Here is a 22,027-nt window from a genome sequence, read left to right as displayed (position 1 = left end):
GGGCGCCGCGGCGGGTGTAGAAGCACCGGCTTTCACCGGCCGGTCCCACTTGTCCGCAAGCCGCGGAAAGGAGATTGGACATGTCCAAGCTGTCCCGCATCCCGTCCGGCCTCGACGACCCGAAACTCCTCGCAATCGAGTTTGCGTTGAGTTTTGACGTCGACGGCAATTACCTGTTTGACGATCTCGCCGCGGATCCGATCGTCTCCATCCGGTTGACGGCGGCTCACCCGCGTTCATTGAGTGACATGTATGGGAACTGGGGCTCTTCCACCTCCACCGATCGCAGCGACCATCTCTTCCCCATTGCAAGCAACGATGACCAAGGTTCTGTTGTCGACACGAACAGCGCAGCTACGCCTGTCGGCGGGGCCGGGCTGAAGGGAGACGCGCAAGAGAACACGCTGCGGCCATCCGGCGCGTTGGCAACGGGGCCGACGTCGGACGCCGCCGATCCCGGCACGGCGACAGCCAACAGCGCCACATTCGCCGCACTTGCAGCCGATCCAGTCTTCGAAACCCGGGTGGCCTCGAGCGCAGACGATGCGGAGGAACGGTCAAGCGGTTCGACGTCCCTGACCAGTAGCGACCTCGAATTGACGGTTGACGACGGTGTCGGCCAAACTGTCGGAATCCGCTTTACCGGCATCGATATCCCCAAGGGCGCAATCATCACCAATGCCTACATCCAGTTTACCGTCGATGAGGTAAGCACGGGGACGATCTCGCTCTTGATCCGCGGCCAGGACGTGGACGACGCTGCGGCCTTCACGACGGCCAAGTTCAACGTCACTTCGCGCCTGACAACCGACGCGTCCGTGGCCTGGGCACCTGTGGACTGGTCAACGCGCGGTGCGGCAGGCGCTGCGCAACGTACGCCCGACCTCAGTGCAATCATCCAGGAGATCGTCAGCCGTGACGGTTGGGCGGCGCTCAACGACATGGTGTTCTTGATCACCGGCACCGGCACGCGTACGGCAAGAGCCTATGACGGCAGCCCGACGGCTGCGCCCCTCCTGCACATTGAATACAGCGTACCGCCGACCGGCGATCCGGTTGTCTTCAATTCGCCTACCGACGCCGATCCCATCACAAACCAGATCGCCGAGCTCGCAGCCGCCGGCACGGCCATCGGCATTACGGCGTCGGCGACCGATCCCACCCCCGGCGACACCGTCACCTACAGCATCGACGACGCACGCTTTGCCATCGACGCAAATGGCGTCATCACACGGTCAGGCGTCGGCACGCTCGACTTCGAAACCCAGACCTCGATCACGCTGACGGTGACGGCCACGTCTTCGGACCTCAGCAAGGCAAACCAGACGTTCACAGTCAGCGTCCTCAACAGCCAGGAACCGGTCGCCTTCGCCAACCCGGCCGATAGTGACCCGACGGCCGACCGGATCGCCCAGAATGCCGCCGCCGGGACCAGGGTCGGCATCACAGCTTCGGCCGGCGATCCCGATGCGGGCTCGACCGTGACCTACAGTGTCAATGATCCGCGTTTCGCCATCGACGGTAACGGCGTCATCACCCGTTCCGCGATCGGAACACTCAATTCACAAAGCGAGCCGACGATTACGCTCCAGGTGACCGCGACTTCGTCCGATGGCAGCACCGCCATGCGCGACTACACCATCATCAACAGTCCGCCCGCCACCAACAGCATGATCTTCGAGAAGAGGGTTCTCGCCAGCCTCGACGATGTCGAGGAAGCGGCCTCCGGCGCGGTCTCGGCCAATAGCAGCGACCTGGAACTGACGGTCGACGGCGCCAAGGTGCAGACGGTCGGCATGCGCTTTACCGGCATCGACATCCCCAAGGGGGCGATCATCACCAACGCCTATATCCAGTTCACCGTCGACCAGGTGAGCACGGGGGCGATATCGTTGCTGATCCGCGGCCAGGATGTCGATGACGCCGCCGCCTTCACGACCGCTCAGTTCAATGTGTCTACCCGTGCCATAACGGATGCATCGGTCGCCTGGGCCCCGGCGGACTGGACGACGCGCGGTGCGGCGGGGCTTGCGCAGCGCACACCGGACTTGAAGGCGATCGTCCAGGAGATCATCGACCGGGGCGGCTGGGCAGCGCTCAATGACATGGTGCTCCTTGTCACCGGCACCGGCACCCGCACCGCACGAGCCTTTGACAGCAACGCCGCGGCAGCGCCGCTACTGCACATCGAGTATTACGTGCCGCCGGCAAGCGCTCCGGTCGTCTTCAACACGCCCACCGACGCAGATCCGGCCCTCAATCAGATTGCAGAACTGGCTGCCGCCGGCACAGCCATCGGCATCACCGCTTCGGCGGCCGATCCGGATGCCGGTTCGACCGTGACCTACAGCATCGACGATCAGCGCTTCTCCATCGGTTCGAACGGCGTCATCACCCGCTCCGGCGTCGGCACACTCGACTTCGAAACCCAGACCTCGATCACGCTGACGGTCACGGCAACATCGTCCGACCGAAGCACCGCCATGCAGACCTACACCCTGAACATTCTCAACAGCCAGGAACCGGTCAATTTCAGAACGCCGGCTGACACCGATACGGCCACAGACCGGATCGCCCAGACAGCTGCCGCCGGCACCAGGGTCGGCATCACCGCCTCAGCGAGCGACCCCGACGCCGGCTCGACCGTCACCTACAGTCTTGCCGACACACGATTTGCCATCGATGCCAACGGTGTCATCACCAGATCCGCCACCGGCACGCTCAATGCGCAAACCGAACCGTCGATCACCCTTCACGTAACGGCAACATCGTCGGACGGCAGCACGGCCACACACGACTACACCGTCAACGTTGCTGCCCAAGCGGGACCACAGACGCTGTACCGCTTCGCAGTCTTCGGCGATTTCGGCGATACCAGCCTCAATGGAGAAAAGGCGGTCGCAGCGCTCATTCATAGCTGGAACGTCGATTTCGCCCTCACCGTCGGTGACAACGTCTATGCGCCGCAGACAATGGATGGCGCCATAGGTCAGCAGTATCACGACTATATCGGCAACTATCAGGGCGCCTATGGCGCCGGGAGCGCCATCAACCGCTTCTTTCCTGTGCTTGGAAACCACGAATACAACGAGAACAATTTCACCAACTACTTGAATTACTTCACCTTGCCCGACAACGAACGGTATTACGACTTCCAGATCGGGCCGGTGCATTTCTTCGCGCTGAACAGCAACAGCCAAGAGACGGACGGCCGCAGTGCGACGTCGGTCCAGGGCCAATGGATGCACGCAACGCTCGATGCGTCGAACGCGAGCTTCAACATCGCCTACTTCCACCACACGGCCTACAATCCAAGCGGCAGCACCAGCACAATGCGTTGGCCCTACGAGCCATGGGGCGTAAACGCAGTCTTCGCCGGCCACGAGCACAACTACTACCGCGAAAACCGCGACGATAACGGCGACGGCCTTCAGCTTCCGTACACCACCACCGGTCTCGGTGGCGCGGGGCGTGACGTTCCCAATGTCGGCGCCAGCCTTGTGACGATCACCGATCAGGGCATGCTGATCGAATTCTACCACGTCACCAGTTTCAACGGGACCACCACTACCAGCTCGCTGACGGACTCCTACTTCATCTCGACTCCCATGGGTCGCGCTCCGACGATCACCAATGGTGGTTATGTGCTGAACGGTACGACCGGTGCCGATTACCTCTGGGGGCTCGGAAGCAATGCGACGCTGACTGGCGGGCGCGGCAACGATACGCTGGTCGGCGGCAAGAACAGCAACCTCTTCGTCTTCCAGACTGGTGATGGCAACGACACGATCCTGAACTTCCGCGCCGGTGCCAGCACAGGTGACGTCCTTGACCTGCGCGCGTTTGGCATCGACAGCGCCAGCGAATTCCGGCAGGTGGCAACAAACCAGGGCGCCAACGTGGTTGCCAATCTGAGCGGCACGGACCACCTGACATTGCTCGGCGTCAGGGCGGAGCAACTCCATGACGACAACTTCGTCCGGTCAGGCCTGCTTGTCTGAAAGAACTGACCTCTGCGACGTTCCGGCCGGTAAAGTCGCCCTCCGTTGCCAGCGAAACAATGATGAAACGAAAGAAGCCGGCATTTCTGCCGGCTTTTTTTCGATAACGAAGAGATTACCGCGTCGTATTAAGGCGCCCGCCTTCGCTCGTTGCGGGTCATTTCTTGTGCTTGCCAAGATCCAGGCTGGCGAGTTTCTTCACTTGGCCGCGCGGCCCCGAGTGGGCGTGCTTCTTGTCTCCCCATCCCTTTCCCGAGTGCGCCTTCTGTTTAGGGCGCGATCCACAGGACTTGGCAATGGCACGCGAGCTCAGGCTCGTACCAAGCAATAATGTTATTGCAGGCGGCGTTATTGAAGCAAATTTTCCCGCCTTCAAAAGAAAATTCCGACGCGCCTCAGATTCAGTGTTAAGCTGTTCCGGCATTTTTTCTACATCTTGGTGAGAATTTACAGACATGAAACTCCCCTTGTCGGCGCTTTTGGATTATTTTAATATATTATCATTTTACAAAAGACAACGCAACCGCCTGTTATTACGAAGAGATACTTCAGACCTTCGAGCGAAGATTTTTGTTTAGAAGAACGATCGCGATCCGGTGAGCAAGATGAACTGGATCGTGGCGCGCGAGGTCACGCACGCGGGAAAACCGCCTTGCGCCCCACAACAGGTTGCCAGCGAGGCGCAACGGCCAGCCCAGGATCGGATGAGACGAAGCAAACACCCGCCTCCAATGCTGAAACCGGATCAGCGCCCGCTCTCCGCATTCGCGCGGTATGCTCGTCCCGAAGAAGCGATAAAGGGCTAGCAACTGTGTATCGACGGCATTGCGCGCGCTCTTGTCCGGCAGGGACGCTCGAAGCCCAGCCCAGTCGACTGGTTCGCTTTCGGCAAGCTGCGCCAGGTCAAAAATGTGCCGGAGATCGATCCTTCCTCGCCAGTAGTCGCCTTCCTTGAGAAGGTCATGCGCGATCCAGTGCAGGCAGCGAGACTGAGGCGAAGGGATTTTCACCACGTAGTCGCCCTGCCGGACCAACTTGGGACGCGCAAAGCCATCCGCACGATACGATCGCAACTCCAGCACGCCGACGTCGAGATCGCGCACCAAGCCGCGGCCGTCGGTCAAGGGAACGTAGCCAAGCTCTTCCAAACGGGCTTGAGCCAATGCCTCGTCGCGCGCTGCAACCGCCAGGTCGAGATCACTCGTTATCCGGTCGAGCGCAACTTGGGAGCGAAACAGCGGAACGGCACCCTTCAACAGAACCGGAGCAACGCCAATTCCGTTGAGAGCAGCAACGGCTTCATTCAACTGCGACCGCAGCCGCACATTGCGCTCTCGATTGCAATCGCGGATAAACTGAAGATAGTCACGCTCATCACCCGGCACGCGCTCTAGGAGACCTGCCCGCTCAAGTGATGTGAACAAGGCCGGCGTAAGCAAGGTTTGGTTCGCCAGGGCAATCATCCCCTGCCAATCCGGCTGATCAACAATCCTGCCGCGCAGGCCCGCGATCAATGCGTCGAGCGTGTTCGAGGCGGGCTTCATGCGCATGCCCGCTCAATCAGCCCGACCGCTTCATCGAGCCCGGAATAGGTCAGACGATAGGCCTTCACGGCCCCTATGACACGAGCCAGCACGTCGAAGCCGGTGTCGCCAAGTTCCCCGCCGGGTGCGAAGGCGCCGCCAACAAGGCCTCTTAAGACATCCACCGGGTCGATCGCATAAAGGCCCGGCTGCGCAGCGCGATCTCGATGGAGGAGAATGACTGAGCCCACAGGCCAGGATTCAGTTGTCACGGAGGTGGATGCGTTCGGGGCGAGATAGCGCACACGCCGGTTGTCCGGGCGGCGGAAGGTCGGCGCGGCGTCGAGGTCCGGAAAGTAATCCGCAAGCAGCGGCCACGCGCCCGACTTGACGGCAGGTGCAAACGGGAGGCCGACACAGCGCCCATCAGCATGCAGCAGCGCGACATCGTCCGACGCGAAACCGAACCCGGCATGGACCAACGCCAAAGTCAGGGTTGTCTTGCCAGCCCCCGGCTCGCCGCAGAGAAGGACCAGGCGCTCGTTTTTAAGGAGCGCGGCCGCGTGAAGCGCCAGTTCGTAGGTGGCGGCCCTGAGGACATCGTTCAGCATTTCCCCCTTCAGGATTGTCGCCATCTCGTTTGGAGCAGACGCCACGATCCATTCGCCATTGCGAAACAGGTGGAGCCGGCCACCGTGCGCCACCAGCTGGAACACGACGTCGGCATCGCCCTCCCCGACCTCGAGATGCCTGAATGTAGCCATCGTCGGAAGGGCGTGGGCTTTGGGATAGAGGATGCGCGTGCTGCGACCGGCAACGCGCAGCGTCTGGCTCACATGCCCCTGTGCCGCAACATCGCGCGGCGAGATGTCGGGCCTGATCAATCCCAGACGCTGCCAATCCCCCAGCGCTGCCCTGACCTGTCCTTGCGCATCGCGGGCGCCGAAGCTGTCGCGCGCAATGCCGCGCGCGACAGCTTCGGCGGGCTTTCCTTCCTCCAGGAGCCGCCAGATATCGGCGGCGGTATCGTTGAGGGCGAAGATCGCGTGCTGCGAAGCACTGAACAGAACATTCTGCCCCCTAATGCGCACGAGCCGCGCCTGGGTAACGAAGCGCGCCGACGCACCGTCGCCCGGCGCTCGCAAATGGCCCTGCATCGGCATCCCCCCTCAACCCGCGGCACTGGCGGCCGCACACCCTCACTCGGCCGGCGCCCCGGCCAATCCGGCAAATACCTTGGGATCACGCACCATTCGCCAACGCAACCAGAGCCCAGTGCCAAACGAGGTCAGGATCGACGCCAGCACGAGGGCCGTGAACATCCGGCCGTCGATGATGCCAGCGGCGTGCGCCACGCTGGCAAGCACGATGCCTGGCCCGCCGCGCGTGTTCATGGCGACGCCATAGTCGAATGCCCTCGCCCAGTCGCAGTCGGCCGTTCTCGCGGCAAGCGTGCAACTCAAGAGCTTGATTGCCGTACTCATGCTGATGAACAGAACAGTCAAACCGGCATCGAACTCCTGCGCCAGGTTTAGCCGTTGCCCGACAAGTGCGAAGTAGATCGGGACGAAAAACCAAATCGCGATGTCGGCGATGTGCTGTTTGACAGGAGCGAGGTGCCGCGAGGGAAACCGGGCCATAACAAGGCCCGCAACAAGCGCTGCAAAAACGATGTTCACATTCAACAGGCTCGCCACGGCGACAAAGATCAAGCACAGCAACATGGTGTAGCCGGTAAAAGGTGCCTCGCTGAATTTGCCGATGATCCAGCGGCGGAGCGCCCTGACGACTGCGGGCGCGAAGAAGAGAGAGGCGAGCACGAAACCGAGCGTGATGGCGACCACTCGCCCAATGCCGACGGCATTCGCCGCCTCGCCATGCTGGACGGCGGTGGCGACGGCGAGGATCGTCCAGAGGATGAGATCCTGGATCGTGGCGGCACCGATGACGTTGCGTGCGAAAGGCGTTCCCATCAAGCCCAGATCGAGGAATATCCGCGAAATGACCGGGATCGACGTGACGGCGGCAGCTATGCCCATAACCAGTTTGAAGGCGAAGGGATCGCCAAGCTGGGTATCCGCGAAGAGCGAAGCGCCCGCATAACCGAACGCAAACGGGATCATCAGCGCGCCGACCACCAGCGCGACAACAATCCGGCCAGCTCCACCCACTCCCTCTGCCTGTACTTTGAAGCCGGCCGTGAACATCAGAAGGACGAGGCCGAACCAATAGAACGCAGTCAGCAGCGCGGTCTGCGCCGGGAAAGCCGCAAACAGCGACTTGTGTGCCTCGGGCGAAATCGCGCCGAGCACAGACGGGCCAAGCACGATGCCCCCGGCTATCTCGCCGATAACGCGCGGCATCTTCAGCCGCTCGAACAGTTGACCGCCAGCCAGCGCTGCAACGAGCAGCAACACCAGGGACAGGAAGAAACGAGCAGTTTCGGCATCGCTCATGACGCAGCCTCGGATATCGGCGCGACCGGACGGTCAACGATGGAGCCGCGCATGTCACGCACGACCGTCAATCCTGGTGTAGGTGGCGACGACACGGGCGGCCAGTTCATCGAGCGAGTGGAGTTCCGTATCGAGAACGAAGTCGGGGTTTTCCGGCGGCCGGTAGGTAGTGTTGTAGCCGATCAGGGTATCGATCTCGCCACGCATGGCCTTGCCGTAGAGGCCCTTCGGGTCTCTCTCTGCGCAACCCTGAATGGAGCAGGCAACATAGCCCGTCGTCAGGTTCCTTACATTCTTGCGCACATATTCGCGTGCATCCTCACCCGCGGTGAGCGCCGCGACGACCACGTTCAGGCCGGCCTCGGCCGCTTTGTTCGCCAGATGCGCCAGCACCGATACGACAAGGAGCCGGCTTTCTGCACCGAAGCCGAGCTGAGTACCGAAGAAGCCGCGTACCTCATCACCGTCGAAGAGAATGGCGGGAATCCCGGCCGTCCTCAGATCGGCGACCACGCGTGTTGCCAGCGTGGTCTTGCCGGCCGATGTTGGTCCAAGCAGCCATAGGACCGTTCCGGCCTGCGGAAGAGAGCGCACGTGCCGGTTTTCGGGCTGTAGATGTGTCCTTGTTTGCACAGTCTATCCTCCCCTTCCTGGCGCTATTCCTGGAACAGCGCGTGTTTCATCATCAGCTCTGCCCGAACGACATCCTGCACCTCGGAGCGCATCATCCAGTTCGGCAATGCTTCGCCCGCCTTCAGCGCGCGCCTGATCTCGGTACCGCTGATCGGGCTTGCTGTTCCGCAGGCACTCAAGTCGACATAGCGTTCGGATTGGGTGTCGTAACCAACCGCGTCGAAGAAGATCGGTTCGATGCCGATATCACCGAGTTCGTCGAAAAGCTCGCGACCGGCATTTGCTCCGTAGAAGTCGCCGACGCCGGAGTGATCGCGTCCGACAATGATGTGGCTACAGCCCATGTTCTTGCGGCAGAGCGCCGTGAAAACGGCCTCGCGGGGGCCAGCAAATCGCGGATAGGTGATGAAGCTTGACAGCACCACCTTGCCCGCCGGGTAAATGCCGTAGTCCAGCATGGCCTGATAGCCATCGAGGATCAGATGCGGCAGGAAGTCTCCGCGGCTGGTATGCCCGACAATGGGGTTGATCAACAGGCCATCGGCATAGGTGCGTTCCAGGGCCTCGAGCTGGATCATCTCGTGACCGCGATGAACGAGGTTGCGGCCGTGGAATGCGACCACCCGGTTCCAGCCCTTGTGAGCAAAAACCGTCCGGAGTTGCGACGGGGTCAGGTCATAACGCCGGCAGGGCAATTGCAGCGGCTGCACGAGCGTGACGTGGCCGGCGAGAAAATGACCACCGCGCGCGAGGACGCGAGCGACGCCGGGATGCTCGCTTGATGCCGTGCCGAACCATTTGCGCGCGAGATGCTCAGGTTGGAATTCGTAGGTTTCGGACACATCGAGTACGGAATGTGGCGATCCGCCTTGCGCGGACAACAGGATGCGGTCGCCCTTAGCGTAGCGGGTCGCTGTTTCTTTCGGCACGGCCAAAAGAACCGGCATTGTCCAGATTGGCCCGCCAGGCAGCCGCTTTTCCTCCAGAACGCTCTCCAGGCAGGCCCTGTCCATGAAACCGCGCAGTGGTGAGAAGGTGCCGCGAGCAATTTGCTCTACGTCGGTCAATTCTTCGTCAGCGACCATGATCGCCGGCAAATGCTTGATGTCGCGAATTTCGGCCGGGCCCACCGCCTGATAGACGAGGCGCCCGCCATGGGGCTCCACCCCCGGAGTGAGCGCCGATGGTCGCACGCGGATGGGCCGCCCGCCATTATTGGCGTTCCGCAGGAATTGCTGGGCGACCTTTGTCACCATCCGCGCGCAATTGACCGGATACTGACCGATCGCAGTCTCTGCCGCCAGAACAAGACCATCGGCGCCATCGGCCAACGTGTTATAGATATCGTTGACTTCGGCGCGTGTGGGAGTGGGCGCGCTGGTCATCGACTCGAGCAGGTTCGTTGCCACATAGGCCTTGGCGCCATGCGCCTTCGCCTGGCTGATGATCATTTTCTGTATTGCCGGGATCTGTTCGATCGGAACTTCGCGCGAAAGGTCGCCGCGATCGATGAGGATCGCCTGAGACCTTTCGGCAATGGCTGACAGATGACGCAGTCCACTGAGGCACTCTATCTTGGATATAATCGTCGCGTCGCTACCGGCATGGGAGCGGATGATATCCACGTCGGAGGCACGGTGGGCGAAGGAAAGCGCAAAGTGGCGGATTCCCATTCGCCGGCCGATAGCAATCGCGGCAATGTCCTTTTCCGTTAGCGGCGGCATCTCGATGGTACGCTGAACCGTCACGGCCTTGTTCTGCCCGATCTCTCCGCCGTTCAGGACCCGAAGAACAACCTCTTCGTCGCGCTTCTCAACAACCTGGGACAGAACCGCATTGAAGTCGATGCTGACGAAGTCGCCGACTTCGAGCTTGCTGACGATGTAGGCCGGGTAGAGGCTGATGGCGGACTGGTCACCCGAGACCGGCCGGGCATGCGCCGTCAAAAATCGATTTTCCCGCACGGTCACCTTGCCGTCGGCAAATGGCCCCGTGCGGACCTGGGCGCCTTCTGTGTCCAGACAAAGCGGTACGGATGTACGCTGCTTGATGAAGCCGATAATGCGCTCGATATCTTCGACCTTGGTGTGCGACAGGTTGAGACGCAGGAGCGATGTGCCTGTCCGCTCAAGCCAATGGATCACCCGGTCGTTGAGCGACGCCGGACCCAGAGTGCACAGCAGCTCGACTTGTCTTGCTTTCATGGCTTTCACCTCTGATCGGGTTCGATGCATTTAAGGATCATGAGCGCGCTTGTCAGATGCCCTGCCCGGCACATCTCGCGCATTCGGTTTGGAGCCGTCACAGTTCGTCATCGAAAAATCGGGGAACTTCCGGATGCGCGGTGATCCATTGCCGCCGGGACTTGTTCCAATAGTCGCGGGCGTCATTGCCCGTCAGCAACTCAAAGCCTGCGGATGGAAGCGGCAGTTCTGGCGGGATCGGTTCATCAGGTAGCCACAAAAGCATGTTGCCGTGGCTTTCAGACACTCTTTGCCAGGTTCGTTCCAAACGCCGAAATCCGCGCATCTTTGGCGAAGTAAGCGCGAACACCGAGTTCGTAATTTTCAGCTGTGGGGATACGTCGGAGGCTTTGACAGGCGCTTGGTGGACTATATCGCCTTTGGCAAGGTAAGCCTGCATGCGGATCAGTGATCGATCTACCGTCACGATCCCTTTGCTGCCATCGCGATCATTTGATGCCGGGTCGAGACTTATGCCCGAAAAGCAGCCGTCGAACAGGCAATCTTGAATGACACCGCCGAGAAGATAGTCATCTTCCACTGCATCGTCCCTGATCTCGCTCAGCCAGCAGCTCTTGAGGAGAAAGCCGTTCGCTTGGTCTGTCAGGCGAATGCCATCCCAACAACGGCGCGCCCGCAGGCCCTCGATTGTCGGCCGTGTCGTTCCGTCTTTGACGAGCAGGCCGGCACTGTTGCAGTAGGTGTGCGCCCAGTCCGTATCAAGCGGCACTTCGCCATTGATGCGCCCGCCGACGAAATGAACCTCGGGGCAATCGCGAAGGACAACCGGATAGGGGTTGACCGGCTGCATACCGATATCGCAGCCAAGGATTGCATTCGGAGCCGTGTTCCGGCTGTTGGCGACAGTGAAAAGTGCCCGCGTGGCATCAACGGTGGTTTCGGGCGGAAGATTGCGCAACGTCTTCTGCGCGTAGCCGAATTCGCCGCTTAGCACGACGCGTGTGCCTTCCAGATCGTCTTCGTCGACTGGTGCCCGCCGGTCGTCGCTCACGGCAGATCCGGTCAACAGTGCGAGGGCGGGACCAACGCCAGCAAGGCGCATGAATGAGCGGCGATCGAGGTTCATGTTTGGCCTCCCGGTTCGATGGCGCTATGCCGACGCTGGTAGGTCAGAAGCACTGCTTGCAACGTCTTGTCCGCCACCTCGTCCGGCGAGGCAGAGGCCATCATGTCCACGACTGCAAACATCGGCATGCCGCGCGCTGCGGCCTGTGTCTTCCAAAGGTCGGCCGCGATCGCACAATAGGCGCGTTCCGCCTTGGTCCAGAGCGACAGCTGGCCCGTTGAAGGCTCGCGTTGCAGCCTGGAGGCGCGATCATCCCTGCCTCGAACCCGATTGAGAGCAAGATCGGTGCTACCGCGCAAATCGACGAAGACGATATCGTCCAGCCCGATTGCAGACATGATATCCAGCCAGTGCTCTGAAGTACCCCTATGTCGGCTCTTCAGCAGAACGGACCAGAAGCCTTGCAGCAGGCCCTGATCAAGGATCGTGACGTCCACATCCTTCGATCGCTCTTCGGCAAGGTAGGCGGCGACCGACCACAGATTCCAAGTCCAGCGCATCAGGTCCGCAGGCGCCTCCTGTCCATCCTCGGCGACATACCTGGCAGTTCGCAACGCGATCGAGCGAAAGTCATGATTGCGCAATCTTGGTAGGACAAGGCTCAACCTGTTTAGCTGGCGCGCGACGAGCGGCTTGTCTTCCCACGTCATCCTCTTTTCATCGACGCGTGAACCGGTGCGCCGCAGCCTTTCAGCCAACAGATGGGATGCGGTTGTCTTCCCGATTCCCGGAAGACCGAAGAACTCGATGAAACGAATACCCGCTGGCAGCGGTCGAGTGCCGATAGCCTGCCGTTCGCCTCCAGACATCGCTTCCAGCCGCGGCGACCCCGTACGGTCCGTATCCAAGGCGGCCGCCCTCACGTTCCCAACGTCTGCGCAGCGCCCGGGATGGCCTCGTAGTAAGTCAAGCGGCGCTCACCGATCTCTGGCGTCGGCGATCGCTGCATGCTGCGATAGGCGATCAGCAGTGCCAGCGGGATCCAGAAGAACGGCGCCGTCGACGGGCCGAAGGAGTCGCTCATCTGGTTCGCCACAAGATAGTTCCAAACACAGACTGCAGACCCAAGCAGCATGGCGTTGGTGCTGGCGTACTTGCTCTTGCCTTGGCCCAACAGGGTGGGAACAACAGCACCGACGAGGATGACAACGACCAGCAACACCATGATGGTGATCAGTCCGACACCGGGAACACCCAGCGTGCGAAAATACTCGATGAACAGGTTGTGGCTGTGGGGGGCGATATCGCCGATCGGCTGGCCCGCGCCGACACCCGTGAACGGATGCGCAAGGCCCAGGTCAATCGAGATAGACCACAGCCGCTCGCGCGAGATCATCGAATGCGCCTCGCCGCCCGACAATTGGGTCATCAGCAGCCTGTGCGCACGTGGATTGAGGGATTGCAGGATGAACAGGGCCGCCTGGAGCACCAAGGGTGCCGCAATCACCCCCGCGATGACCGTCAACGGACGCTGTCTCCTGACTGCGAGATAGACAGCATACAAGGCAAAGAAAAGCCCGAGGCCACTGACGCCGACGACGAAATTCGTCTTGGAACCGGACTTCACCAATCCAAGCAGTACCGCAACCAGGCAGCCGGCGAGCAACATCCGGTGTTTTCGCGCGGTGACCAGCCGGGCGCCGACAAGTGGCAGGCCAGCCGAAAGTGCTATTCCCAACTGGTTTGCATGCTTGAAATAGCCTTCTGCCCTATCCGCGAACTTGGCGCCGCCGAGCCCGGCGATAACGATGCACGCAGTTGCGACGCTCATGATGATCATCGCCGAAACCAGCCGATCGATCAGAAGGCTGCCGTCCGGCCTGGCCGAGAGTGCAGCAATCGCAGGGATCGTGGCAAAACCGAAGATCTGCGCGAAGATCGCGCGCATGGTTCGCATCGGATTGTCGGCGTGGAGCATCGACAACAGGGACAGAATGATGATCAGGCCCGCTGTCGTAAGCAATGCCGTTGCCAAGGTCGCCTCGGTTCGGTGGATCCGCTTTCCGAGCGCGCCATACGATGCAATGCCCACCACAGCGCAAAACAGAGCCAACAGGAAGGAAAGCGAGCCATCCGTCCCGGCAATCCGCGTGGCGCCCGGAAACCAGATCGACCCAATCAACAACAGGAGGGAGACTTGCAGCAAAGTTCACCTGGGCGAAACAGGGGCACGGTAAAGTCAAACGACAGGGTGACGGGGTTCTGTTTGAACGACGGGAGGGCAGCGTCTCAGATAGCCGACCTTCTCAACAGCCGACGTCTAGCAGGAACTAGATTGTCATTCGATCGCTGTTCGGAAAATCTAAATACGCTACCGCACTGCAGGTGAGTATCCCCTGCATTTCCGGTGCGTTTTCGCTTTCGGCGCCAGCAGGATAACATTACCGCCAATGGCGCAACTGCTGAATTGCCAGAACCCTTAGAATAGGCGGTAGCCTTTACTTATGCAAGAGAACTACGTGCGAAACAGGTTCACAGATTGAAACGCAGCAAGTACGCATCTTGGTATCGTGCAGCGCACGCCGCGCCCGCGAATGTCTCGTCAGCGATGCCGACCGCTTGTGTCGTCTGTCAGACGGTCACCAGGAAACAGATCGTTTATCTTGTAAGCAACTTCGGTCCTGTTCGTGGCCTTGATCTTTTTCATGATGTTGCGGATATGAACCTTGACGGTGCTCTCGCGGAGGTTGAGTTCATAGGCGATGATCTTGTTGGCCTTTCCGCGCCTGAGGGCTTCCGCCACTTCAGCCTGGCGGGCTGTGAACATGCCAGCAAGCGGCCGCGCGGCCGTGCCGCTCGTCTCCAGCAACTGCCGCATGGCAAGCACGCTGCTGGCAGGAACGAATATGCCTCCCGCCAAAGCAAGGTAGACCGCCTCTATGCATACGTCGATGTTCACGGAAGAAGGAATATAGCCCTTCGCCCCACATTCGAGCGCCTTCATGATCTGACCAAGTTCGTCCGTGTCGGCCAATACGATGACCGGCGCTGGCTCGAATTCCGACGATAGCCTACGAACTTCTTCAGCGACGGCGAGCTCCGAGACCTTTCTGCTTCCTATGTTCAACAGTATCGCGGACAATCTGGGCCGTTGACCGCGTTGCTGCCGCCATTCCTCGATTGATCCAAGAGCCAGCACACGCATGTCCGATTTTTGAGCAACGATGCTCTGCGCCAGGCATTGCCGGTCAAGCGCACGTCCATCGATGATCACGAGCAAGCGTTCTTGCTGTGTTGACGGCGCTGGCGGATTGACGGCTTCGAAGTGTTCGCTGGACAAAGGTTGCGTGGTATTGCCAGCGAATTGCTTTGCGTTCGATGCCTTTGAGATCATAATTTCAATGCTCCCCGACCCGAAAATATTAAGACCACGCGCTGCAATGAAACCCTCAGGTTGCGCTACTCGGCCATACGATATACTTCGGAAATACTTGGAGAGCAAACTCGCGCATTAACTTGACTGCGGCTCTCCACTGTCGCGAAACACGCATACTCTACAGCGGTCGACAAATTGCAGCCTACTACAAAGGTCGTCTCTGGAATACGATCAAATTGGGCTGTTGCGAATGAAAATGGAAGTACGCCATCCGTATATGCTACGATGATTTAGGTATCGAATATCCCACCTACGTGGTATGCGGCGACAGGATGAGATGACCACCGAGGTGTGTCCATCTCAGCGACGCGCATTGCGTTTCGGAGCAAATTTTGACGTACCCCACGACGGGCCCCAAAGGCGCGTTTTTTTTGGAATCGCCTGCGTTTTGCTTGATTTTTTCGTGCTACACGGACGCTGTGCGACGTTTTTGAAAGTGGTTCACGCTTTCTCTATTCGCGTATGTCGCGGTCGTCTTCGCCAGCGATGTTCCCTCGATGGAGGCGACGCTTAGTGTTTTCATTCCTTCGTTCACCTTCGGCAGCAGCCATGGCGCTCGTCGCTGTCATAACGGTGTGCTCGCGGATCCCCTCATCGCCATTATGACGATAATGGCCGTTCACCGCGAAGTCCTCGTCGCCGGTTATAGCTTGAGCGATAAGGAGGCCGCCGATATCTGCGACCGCGCCGTCCAGGCTGATTGCGCGCACCGCAGACCGGCTACGGTTCATCGGTCGCTGTTGCTGCGTGGTAGGGTTCCAGGAAGCGATCGGCTGGCCCAGCCAGCCGCCATTTTAGCATTCCGTCGCCACAGGCGACGTCGACCGTCGCGCTCAGCGCCTGCGCCACACTGCGCCGCAGCACCACGGCTCCGAAACCGGATTGCGGAATGCTCGGACCTTTGCTTCCCGGCAAGACGTGTTCGTCCCAGGTGATCGAGAAGCCGCGGATCGGCCCCCTTTCTGAGAGCGTCCACCGCACGGAAATCAACCCGGCACCCTCTTTCAGCACGCCGCCGCGCAGCGAATTCAGCGCCAGTTCGTGGATCGCCATACCGAGATTCTCGATCGCGACGGGCACCAAAGCCAGAGACGGCCCGTTGACCTGATAGATGTCGCCCGGATGAAAGGGGGCCATCTGCGTCTCGACTAGATCACTGAGATCGGCCCCCTTCCAGTCGGCTGACGCAATCAGATCGTGAGAGGCTGCCAATGCCCAGATGCGCTCTTCGATACGTTTCTGGAAAGTTGCGGCATTGGATGCCTCGACGCGACTCTGCCTGATCATTGCAAGGATGATCGCATACTGGTTGCGAACCCGATGGTTGACCTCACGTAGAAGAAGGCGAATGCGGCGCTCCTTTTCTTTGGTAGACGTAATGTCGCGCGCAACCACCGACGCACCCACGATCTTGGCCACGCCGTTGCGAATAGGCGAGACCGTCAGCGAAACCGTCACATATCTTCCGTCCTTGCGTTGGCGCACCGTCTCGAACGGTTCAATCCGCTCCCCCTGCCTCAGGCGGCTGAGCAGTCTCATCTCTTCTTCGTGAAGATGCGCCGGGATGATGGTGAGGATGGAGCGGCCCATCATTTCGTCGGCCGGATAGCCGAAGAGCCGTTCCGCGGCACCGTTCCAGGTACGGACGGTGCCGTCCAGATCCTTGCTGACGATGGCATCGAAAGACGATTCCACGATCGCCGCGAAACGCGCCCGAAGGACATCGTCGGCGACTGCGTCCTCATCGAATGGCCGTGACGTCATCGGTTCTGCTCGCTTCCGTCCGGGCATTCATTTGCGGATTCATGTGCCCCGGCCCAACTAGTACGTCCGACCTCCCAAAATGTTCCGCTGGTGGCAACTCGAAGCCCGAACTCAGGGGCGTCAAACCTGGAAGTACGGAGTGTGGGCGAATACGACCGGCACACAGACAGGTGCCCCGGGGGCGGTGCTCCGCATTTTGCGGCTCACCGAGATCGGGCGGTTTTCTGTTCATTGCCGAAACCAGTGCCGCTCGCATCTTTCGAGACAGCCACCTATTGCCGGGGGCGCACCACCCCGGGAGGGCAATTTCCTCGCATCCCGCCTTGCCAAGCACGGCAATCCATCGTCACTGGCTTAATTTCATGAAGAGGTATAGATTGACCGGCCGGTCGCCGACCGATGGCCGACGATCAGGAACGACTGCGTGGGAGATAGGACAATTGAAGCTTGTCTTCCCGAAGAGGCTCCGCGGGTTGAAGCGAACATCAGCGATACCCCGCGTGAAACTGAAAGCGTCAACTGGAAGATGGGCCGGAACCACGGCCGCCAGGGAGGTTTCAATGCAGTGGGCAGGTAATGATCTCAATGGCCAATGGAATGCAACCGAGCTTGAAATGCTCCAGCGCACCTTCGACCGGGTCTGCCTGTGGCAGAACATCCCTGCGAACAGCCAGCGCGCCGGACGCCTGGTTCGGTATCTGACAGACCAGATTCGCGGCGGAATCTGCGACGAGGGTACCCTGTTTGAAAACGCCATGTTGCTGGAGCGATCGCGCTCGGAGGCGACATCCTTTCCGCGACGCGGTGCGCCGATGCGCGTGCTCAACTAGCTCTGCACAGTGGATGGACCCGTGCGAACTGGGGAATGATCTGCTTCGGCGGGAGCAGAAGGGTTAAGGCGTTTGGTCAGTTTGTCGATTTTGAAGGAACCTGAACGTCGGGTCGTCGTTGGTTGCCGACCTTTCAGTTCTCAGCAGACCATCATACCCGAACGATGGTGCGCCGCCCCGCCAAACAGTGGAGTGAGAGTAGGCTCGGACAGCAGGAACCCCTGAACGTGGGTTGCGCCGGCGGCCTGTGCAGCTTCGAACTGCGCGTAGGTTTCAACACCTTCGATGACCACTGTCCGGGCGACACAAGATGCCAGGCCGACCATGTGCGAAAGAAAGCGCTCCGCGGCCCCCGGGCCGCGGCGTAGGAAGAACCCGTCAATCTTCACGATGTCCACCGGCAAGGACAGCAGCGCCTCCGGCGTCGAGAACCCCGTGCCGAAGTCGTCAACGGCAATCCTGTAACCAAGGGCCTGCACACTTTGAAGAAACCGACCTACGGTCGGAAGAGCGGAGATCGGCACGCTTTCCGTCAACTCGAGGACGAGGCGCGATGCAAACCGCGCGTTTACAAACAACAGGTCGAAGAGAATGTCCCTGTTGCGTTCGTCGGAGATGCTCTGGACCGAGACGTTGCACCCGAGATCACCGGAGGGGTGGCATGCGAGCCAGTCAAACGCAAGGGTGAGCATATGCCTGTCGAGTGCGGCGATACGGCCCGCAGCCTCCAGATAGCCTATAAACTCGCTGGCTGTCGCAATCTCGCCATCCGGTCTGACGAGTCGTCCCAGGCATTCCGAATAGAGGACGCTGCCGACGTCGGCGACAGCATTGATATGTTGAAGTGAGAAGCCGACGCGCCCCTGTTCCACTGCGTCATCGAAGACTTCCGCAACACGATCAAACATTCTCACTCCGCCTGGTTGGCAGCCGGTCCGGCAACAAGGCCGACCGGCCGCCTGCTCTTGGCTTTACTGGGCGAGTTCTGCGTCCGGATCCGTCTCGTCCGCCGGCGCTGGCGGGAGTGTTTCGCGGATTTCATCGATCTTTCCGACCGCCGGGCCAACGCCGAGTATTCCCTTGGCTTCATCGACCATGTCGTCAGTCACCACCCCGTCCTTGGTGAACCCGGCGAGCGCATCGCGCAGCGCCTCGTCGCTCAGCGCCGGGTCCGTGGGAACGACATCCTCGCCGTTTTCAGCCTCGAACTCGGCGTACGCGATCGCATAGGCCCTAATCCCGGCCATCTTCGGATCGTTTGAATTGAGGTAAGCGTGGTAGTTGCGGTTGAGCGAGCGGAAGCCCGGAGTACCCCCGGGTGTCACAGGTTCGACCACCGGCACAGGTTCGACCACTGGAACAGGCTCGACCACCGGATCCGAAACCAGCGGCTCAGACTTGACCACCTTTTCAGCCTTCTTCGGTTTATGCGCCTTTTCCTTACCGCTCGAAACGTGGGATTTCTGCTGCGACTTCTCGCCGGACTTGCCCTTCGTCTCCGTGTTGCTGCCACGCGCGTTATCGGATTTGCCGTGGCCGGAGTTGCCATCGCGGTCATTACCGTGGCCACCGCCATGGTCGCTGCCACCACCATTGCCACCACCGTTGCCGCCACCATTGCCTCCCTTGGCATAGGCGGCGTCGACGAGACCAAAAGCAACGCCAGTCACAGGCGCGACAGCCAGCGTAAGTGCCATGATGCTTCGGGCGACGAGATGAGTCATAGCCATGATATTCTCCTTATTCCAACGTGCCGTTCACTTCCTTCTCGTGGACTCAAGCGAGCGGCGTTTGATGCCAAGACGATATCTGCGCCCTCGATACGGCGCCACCGGGCCCCGACCATTGCCTCCGCGCCCGGGACTTAGGTCTGAGCCGGGAGCATCAAAGGTCCGATCAAAACGTCCGAGGTGACCGCACCATTGACCGCACCTCCAGAGTGGATAGGTTGGACCAGCCTTGCTACAATCGTCGCGCCGTACGAGCCGGCGGCCGATCCGAGAGACCTGGTGCGCGTCAACAAACTCATCACCCGCTGGAATTCTCAATCTCTTGCCCGGCAGTTTCTGCTGATCGGGGGATTGGTCGCTGCTTGCGCCATGGTGTTGGTTGGCGCCTTCGTTTCGAACAGGATCGAGGATGCGGTCACCCGAAACTCAGCCGCGACTACGGCTCTCTATGTCGATAGCGTGATCGCGCCGCTGCTGCCCGACATGCAGAAGAACGAGGTGCTCGACGAAACCGTGGCTCGCGCGTTGGACGAGACGCTCGGCCAGGGTGCGCTGGGCGTTCGGCTTCTTTCGTTTCGCCTTTGGCGGTCGGACGGCACACTTCTCTATTCGAGTGATCGGGCCACTGTCGGCACAAAGGTTGAACTCAGCGGCGAGCTACAAACGGCATTTTCCGGAAAGATGGCCGCACGTTTCGATGAACAAGGCGATGTAGCGACTGACGAGGGTCGGAGCGTGCCTACGCTTGCAATCTACAATCCCGTTCTGCAGCCTTGGTCCGGGCAGGTCGTTGCCGTATCGGAGTTCCATGAGGTCGCCAACGACTTCCAACAAAGCCTCAATCAAGCGCGCATGCATACCTGGTTGGCGGTCGCAGCCTTCACTCTTGCCTTCTTTGTCGTGCTGTCGGCCATCGTACTTCGCGGAAGCAAGACGATCGAGAGCCAACGTCATGCCCTCAAACAACGCGTCGACGAGCTTTCGGCATCGCTCACACAAAATGAGACATTGCGTGGTCGCCTTCAGCGCGCTTCACAGCGTGCCACCGCTTTGAACGAGAGCTATTTGAGGCGCATCAGTGCGGACCTGCACGACGGCCCGGCTCAACTTGTTGCCTATGCCTCCCTAAGGCTGGACAGTGAAACGTTGAAGCGAGCCACCACGCCGGCCAGCACCCGGGAACGTGAGATTGGCACCATAAAGGCCAGCTTGGACGAGGCAATGCAGGAGATCCGCACGATCTGCGGCGGTCTGGTCCTGCCGCAGATAGAGACGGCGGACCTGGCCGATATCCTGCGACGATGTGTGAAGGCCCATCAGCAACGGACGGGTTGTCCGGTCGAGCTGCGCCTGACGAAGCCTCCGGAGCGCCTCTCGCAGGCCGCGAAGATATGTATCTACCGCTTTGTGCAGGAGACCCTCAACAATGGCTTTCGCCATGCAGGCGGCGTCGGCCAACGGGTGTCGCAGTGGATGGACGGCGACCGTGTCACGATCGAGGTCGTCGACAGTGGACCGGGCTTCGACCCTGACACAGTTCTGCCCACAAGTCTTGGTCTTGCCGGCTTGAGAGAACGGATCGAAAGTCTCGGCGGGACGTTCGAACTTAGAGCTGCGGCGACCGGTACCACCGTTCGCATGACGACCAGCGTCAAGGAGATTTGACAGTCATGGTGTTTCCAATTCGCGTTGCCGTGGTGGACGATCACCCCCTTTTTCGGGAGGGCGTGACCCGCAGCTTGTCGGAGATCGAAGGCTTTGAGATCGTCGCCGAGGGAAGCTCGAAGGACGACGCGACCCAAATTGTGAAGAGCCTCGGACCAGACGTCATGCTCATGGATATCTCCATGCCCGGTGGCGGCCTGGAGGCGATACCGGCGGTCTTGGAGATTGCCCCATCACAGAAGATCATCATGCTCACCGTTTCGGAAGACGGCGACGACGTGACCACGGCGCTCGACCGAGGTGCCACCGGCTATGTGCTGAAGGGCGTCGGTGCAAGGACGCTCGCCGATGTCATTCGCACGGTCGCATCGGGAGAAAAATACGTAGCGCCGACCTTGTCGGCGAAGCTCCTGTCCAGCCGGGCACCGGCGACATCAGGCAAGTCAGCCCTGGTCGCCAGCTTGACGCCTCGCGAAAAGGAAGTTCTGCAATTGGTGGCAGCCGGCATGAGCAACAAGCATGTTGCGATAGAGCTGGACCTGCAGGAAAAGACGGTCAAACATCATATGACGCAGATCATGACGAAGCTGGGGGTCGCGAACCGAACCGAAGCGGCCATGGTACTGCGCGATGCGCGCAAAGCGTGATCGGCGCTCGACGAGGACAGTACATCGGGACTTGTGTGCCCTTTTTGCCTAAAGCAGGGCCGACCACTGCTT

General features: G+C 60.3%; 18 protein-coding genes. 4 read left to right on the top strand and 14 right to left on the bottom strand.

The window, feature by feature from the left end; translation table 11 throughout:
* Nucleotides 1–80: 80 nt before the first annotated feature.
* Nucleotides 81–4,001 (top strand): metallophosphoesterase, encoded by a 3,921-nt coding sequence (locus tag PWG15_RS23945; protein ID WP_275026542.1) that lies wholly within the window; start codon nucleotides 81–83, stop codon nucleotides 3,999–4,001.
* Between the two features lie 157 nt (nucleotides 4,002–4,158).
* Here PWG15_RS23945 and PWG15_RS23940 read toward each other — a convergent pair whose 3' ends face one another.
* From PWG15_RS23940 to PWG15_RS23885, 12 genes are all read right to left on the bottom strand, one after another.
* Nucleotides 4,159–4,458: a hypothetical protein gene (locus PWG15_RS23940; RefSeq protein WP_275026541.1), complete on the bottom strand. Its 300-nt coding sequence runs from the start codon at nucleotides 4,456–4,458 to the stop codon at nucleotides 4,159–4,161.
* A 91-nt stretch (nucleotides 4,459–4,549) separates the two neighbouring features.
* Nucleotides 4,550–5,551, bottom strand: a complete 1,002-nt coding sequence (locus tag PWG15_RS23935; protein ID WP_275026540.1) for a nucleotidyltransferase family protein — start codon at nucleotides 5,549–5,551, stop codon at nucleotides 4,550–4,552.
* Entirely contained in the window at nucleotides 5,542–6,681 is a 1,140-nt protein-coding gene (locus PWG15_RS23930) for a PqqD family peptide modification chaperone (protein WP_275026539.1), read from the bottom strand. Before PWG15_RS23930 ends, PWG15_RS23935 begins: the two co-directional genes overlap by 10 nt.
* A gap of 42 nt (nucleotides 6,682–6,723) precedes the next feature.
* The gene (locus tag PWG15_RS23925) at nucleotides 6,724–7,980 is read right to left on the bottom strand and encodes a cation:proton antiporter (RefSeq protein WP_275026538.1); all 1,257 of its coding nucleotides are present in this window, start codon (nucleotides 7,978–7,980) and stop codon (nucleotides 6,724–6,726) included.
* A gap of 54 nt (nucleotides 7,981–8,034) precedes the next feature.
* Complete coding sequence (locus PWG15_RS23920; RefSeq protein ID WP_275026537.1) at nucleotides 8,035–8,574, bottom strand: adenylyl-sulfate kinase; 540 nt, start codon at nucleotides 8,572–8,574, stop codon at nucleotides 8,035–8,037.
* 62 nt (nucleotides 8,575–8,636) lie between these two features.
* Entirely contained in the window at nucleotides 8,637–10,817 is a 2,181-nt protein-coding gene (locus PWG15_RS23915; protein WP_275026536.1) for a pyruvate kinase, read from the bottom strand.
* 97 nt (nucleotides 10,818–10,914) lie between these two features.
* On the bottom strand, nucleotides 10,915–11,943 hold the full coding sequence (locus PWG15_RS23910; RefSeq protein WP_275026535.1) for a hypothetical protein: 1,029 nt from the start codon (nucleotides 11,941–11,943) through the stop codon (nucleotides 10,915–10,917).
* On the bottom strand, nucleotides 11,940–12,791 hold the full coding sequence (locus tag PWG15_RS23905; protein ID WP_275026534.1) for an AAA family ATPase: 852 nt from the start codon (nucleotides 12,789–12,791) through the stop codon (nucleotides 11,940–11,942). The genes PWG15_RS23910 and PWG15_RS23905 overlap by 4 nt, the downstream gene beginning before the upstream one ends.
* A gap of 11 nt (nucleotides 12,792–12,802) precedes the next feature.
* Complete coding sequence (locus PWG15_RS23900; protein ID WP_275026533.1) at nucleotides 12,803–13,918, bottom strand: O-antigen ligase family protein; 1,116 nt, start codon at nucleotides 13,916–13,918, stop codon at nucleotides 12,803–12,805.
* A gap of 567 nt (nucleotides 13,919–14,485) precedes the next feature.
* Nucleotides 14,486–15,277 (bottom strand): helix-turn-helix transcriptional regulator, encoded by a 792-nt coding sequence (locus PWG15_RS23895; RefSeq protein ID WP_275026531.1) that lies wholly within the window; start codon nucleotides 15,275–15,277, stop codon nucleotides 14,486–14,488.
* 494 nt (nucleotides 15,278–15,771) lie between these two features.
* Complete coding sequence (locus PWG15_RS23890) at nucleotides 15,772–16,050, bottom strand: hypothetical protein (RefSeq protein WP_275026530.1); 279 nt, start codon at nucleotides 16,048–16,050, stop codon at nucleotides 15,772–15,774.
* Entirely contained in the window at nucleotides 16,040–17,083 is a 1,044-nt protein-coding gene (locus tag PWG15_RS23885; protein WP_275026529.1) for a PAS domain S-box protein, read from the bottom strand. The genes PWG15_RS23890 and PWG15_RS23885 overlap by 11 nt, the downstream gene beginning before the upstream one ends.
* Nucleotides 17,084–17,643: 560 nt before the next feature.
* Here PWG15_RS23885 and PWG15_RS23880 point away from each other — a divergent pair.
* Nucleotides 17,644–17,913, top strand: a complete 270-nt coding sequence (locus tag PWG15_RS23880; RefSeq protein WP_275026528.1) for a hypothetical protein — start codon at nucleotides 17,644–17,646, stop codon at nucleotides 17,911–17,913.
* Nucleotides 17,914–18,053: 140 nt separating this feature from the next.
* On the opposite strand, the gene PWG15_RS23875 is transcribed toward PWG15_RS23880, so the two are convergent.
* Together PWG15_RS23875 and PWG15_RS23870 are read right to left on the bottom strand one after the other, a co-directional pair.
* Nucleotides 18,054–18,821: an EAL domain-containing protein gene (locus PWG15_RS23875; protein ID WP_275026527.1), complete on the bottom strand. Its 768-nt coding sequence runs from the start codon at nucleotides 18,819–18,821 to the stop codon at nucleotides 18,054–18,056.
* Between the two features lie 63 nt (nucleotides 18,822–18,884).
* On the bottom strand, nucleotides 18,885–19,643 hold the full coding sequence (locus tag PWG15_RS23870; RefSeq protein WP_275026526.1) for a hypothetical protein: 759 nt from the start codon (nucleotides 19,641–19,643) through the stop codon (nucleotides 18,885–18,887).
* Nucleotides 19,644–19,880: 237 nt separating this feature from the next.
* Between PWG15_RS23870 and PWG15_RS23865 the strand changes: the two genes are divergently transcribed.
* Together PWG15_RS23865 and PWG15_RS23860 are read left to right on the top strand one after the other, a co-directional pair.
* Entirely contained in the window at nucleotides 19,881–21,308 is a 1,428-nt protein-coding gene (locus PWG15_RS23865) for a sensor histidine kinase (RefSeq protein ID WP_275027190.1), read from the top strand.
* A gap of 5 nt (nucleotides 21,309–21,313) precedes the next feature.
* Nucleotides 21,314–21,955: a LuxR C-terminal-related transcriptional regulator gene (locus PWG15_RS23860; RefSeq protein WP_275026525.1), complete on the top strand. Its 642-nt coding sequence runs from the start codon at nucleotides 21,314–21,316 to the stop codon at nucleotides 21,953–21,955.
* Nucleotides 21,956–22,027: the final 72 nt, after the last annotated feature.

Origin of the sequence: Ensifer adhaerens, from assembly GCF_028993555.1 — a bacterium.
Taxonomy (GTDB): domain Bacteria; phylum Pseudomonadota; class Alphaproteobacteria; order Rhizobiales; family Rhizobiaceae; genus Ensifer; species Ensifer adhaerens_I.
The sequence above is the reverse complement of the archived record's forward strand: the minus strand, read 5'-3'. Positions and strand labels throughout refer to the sequence as shown.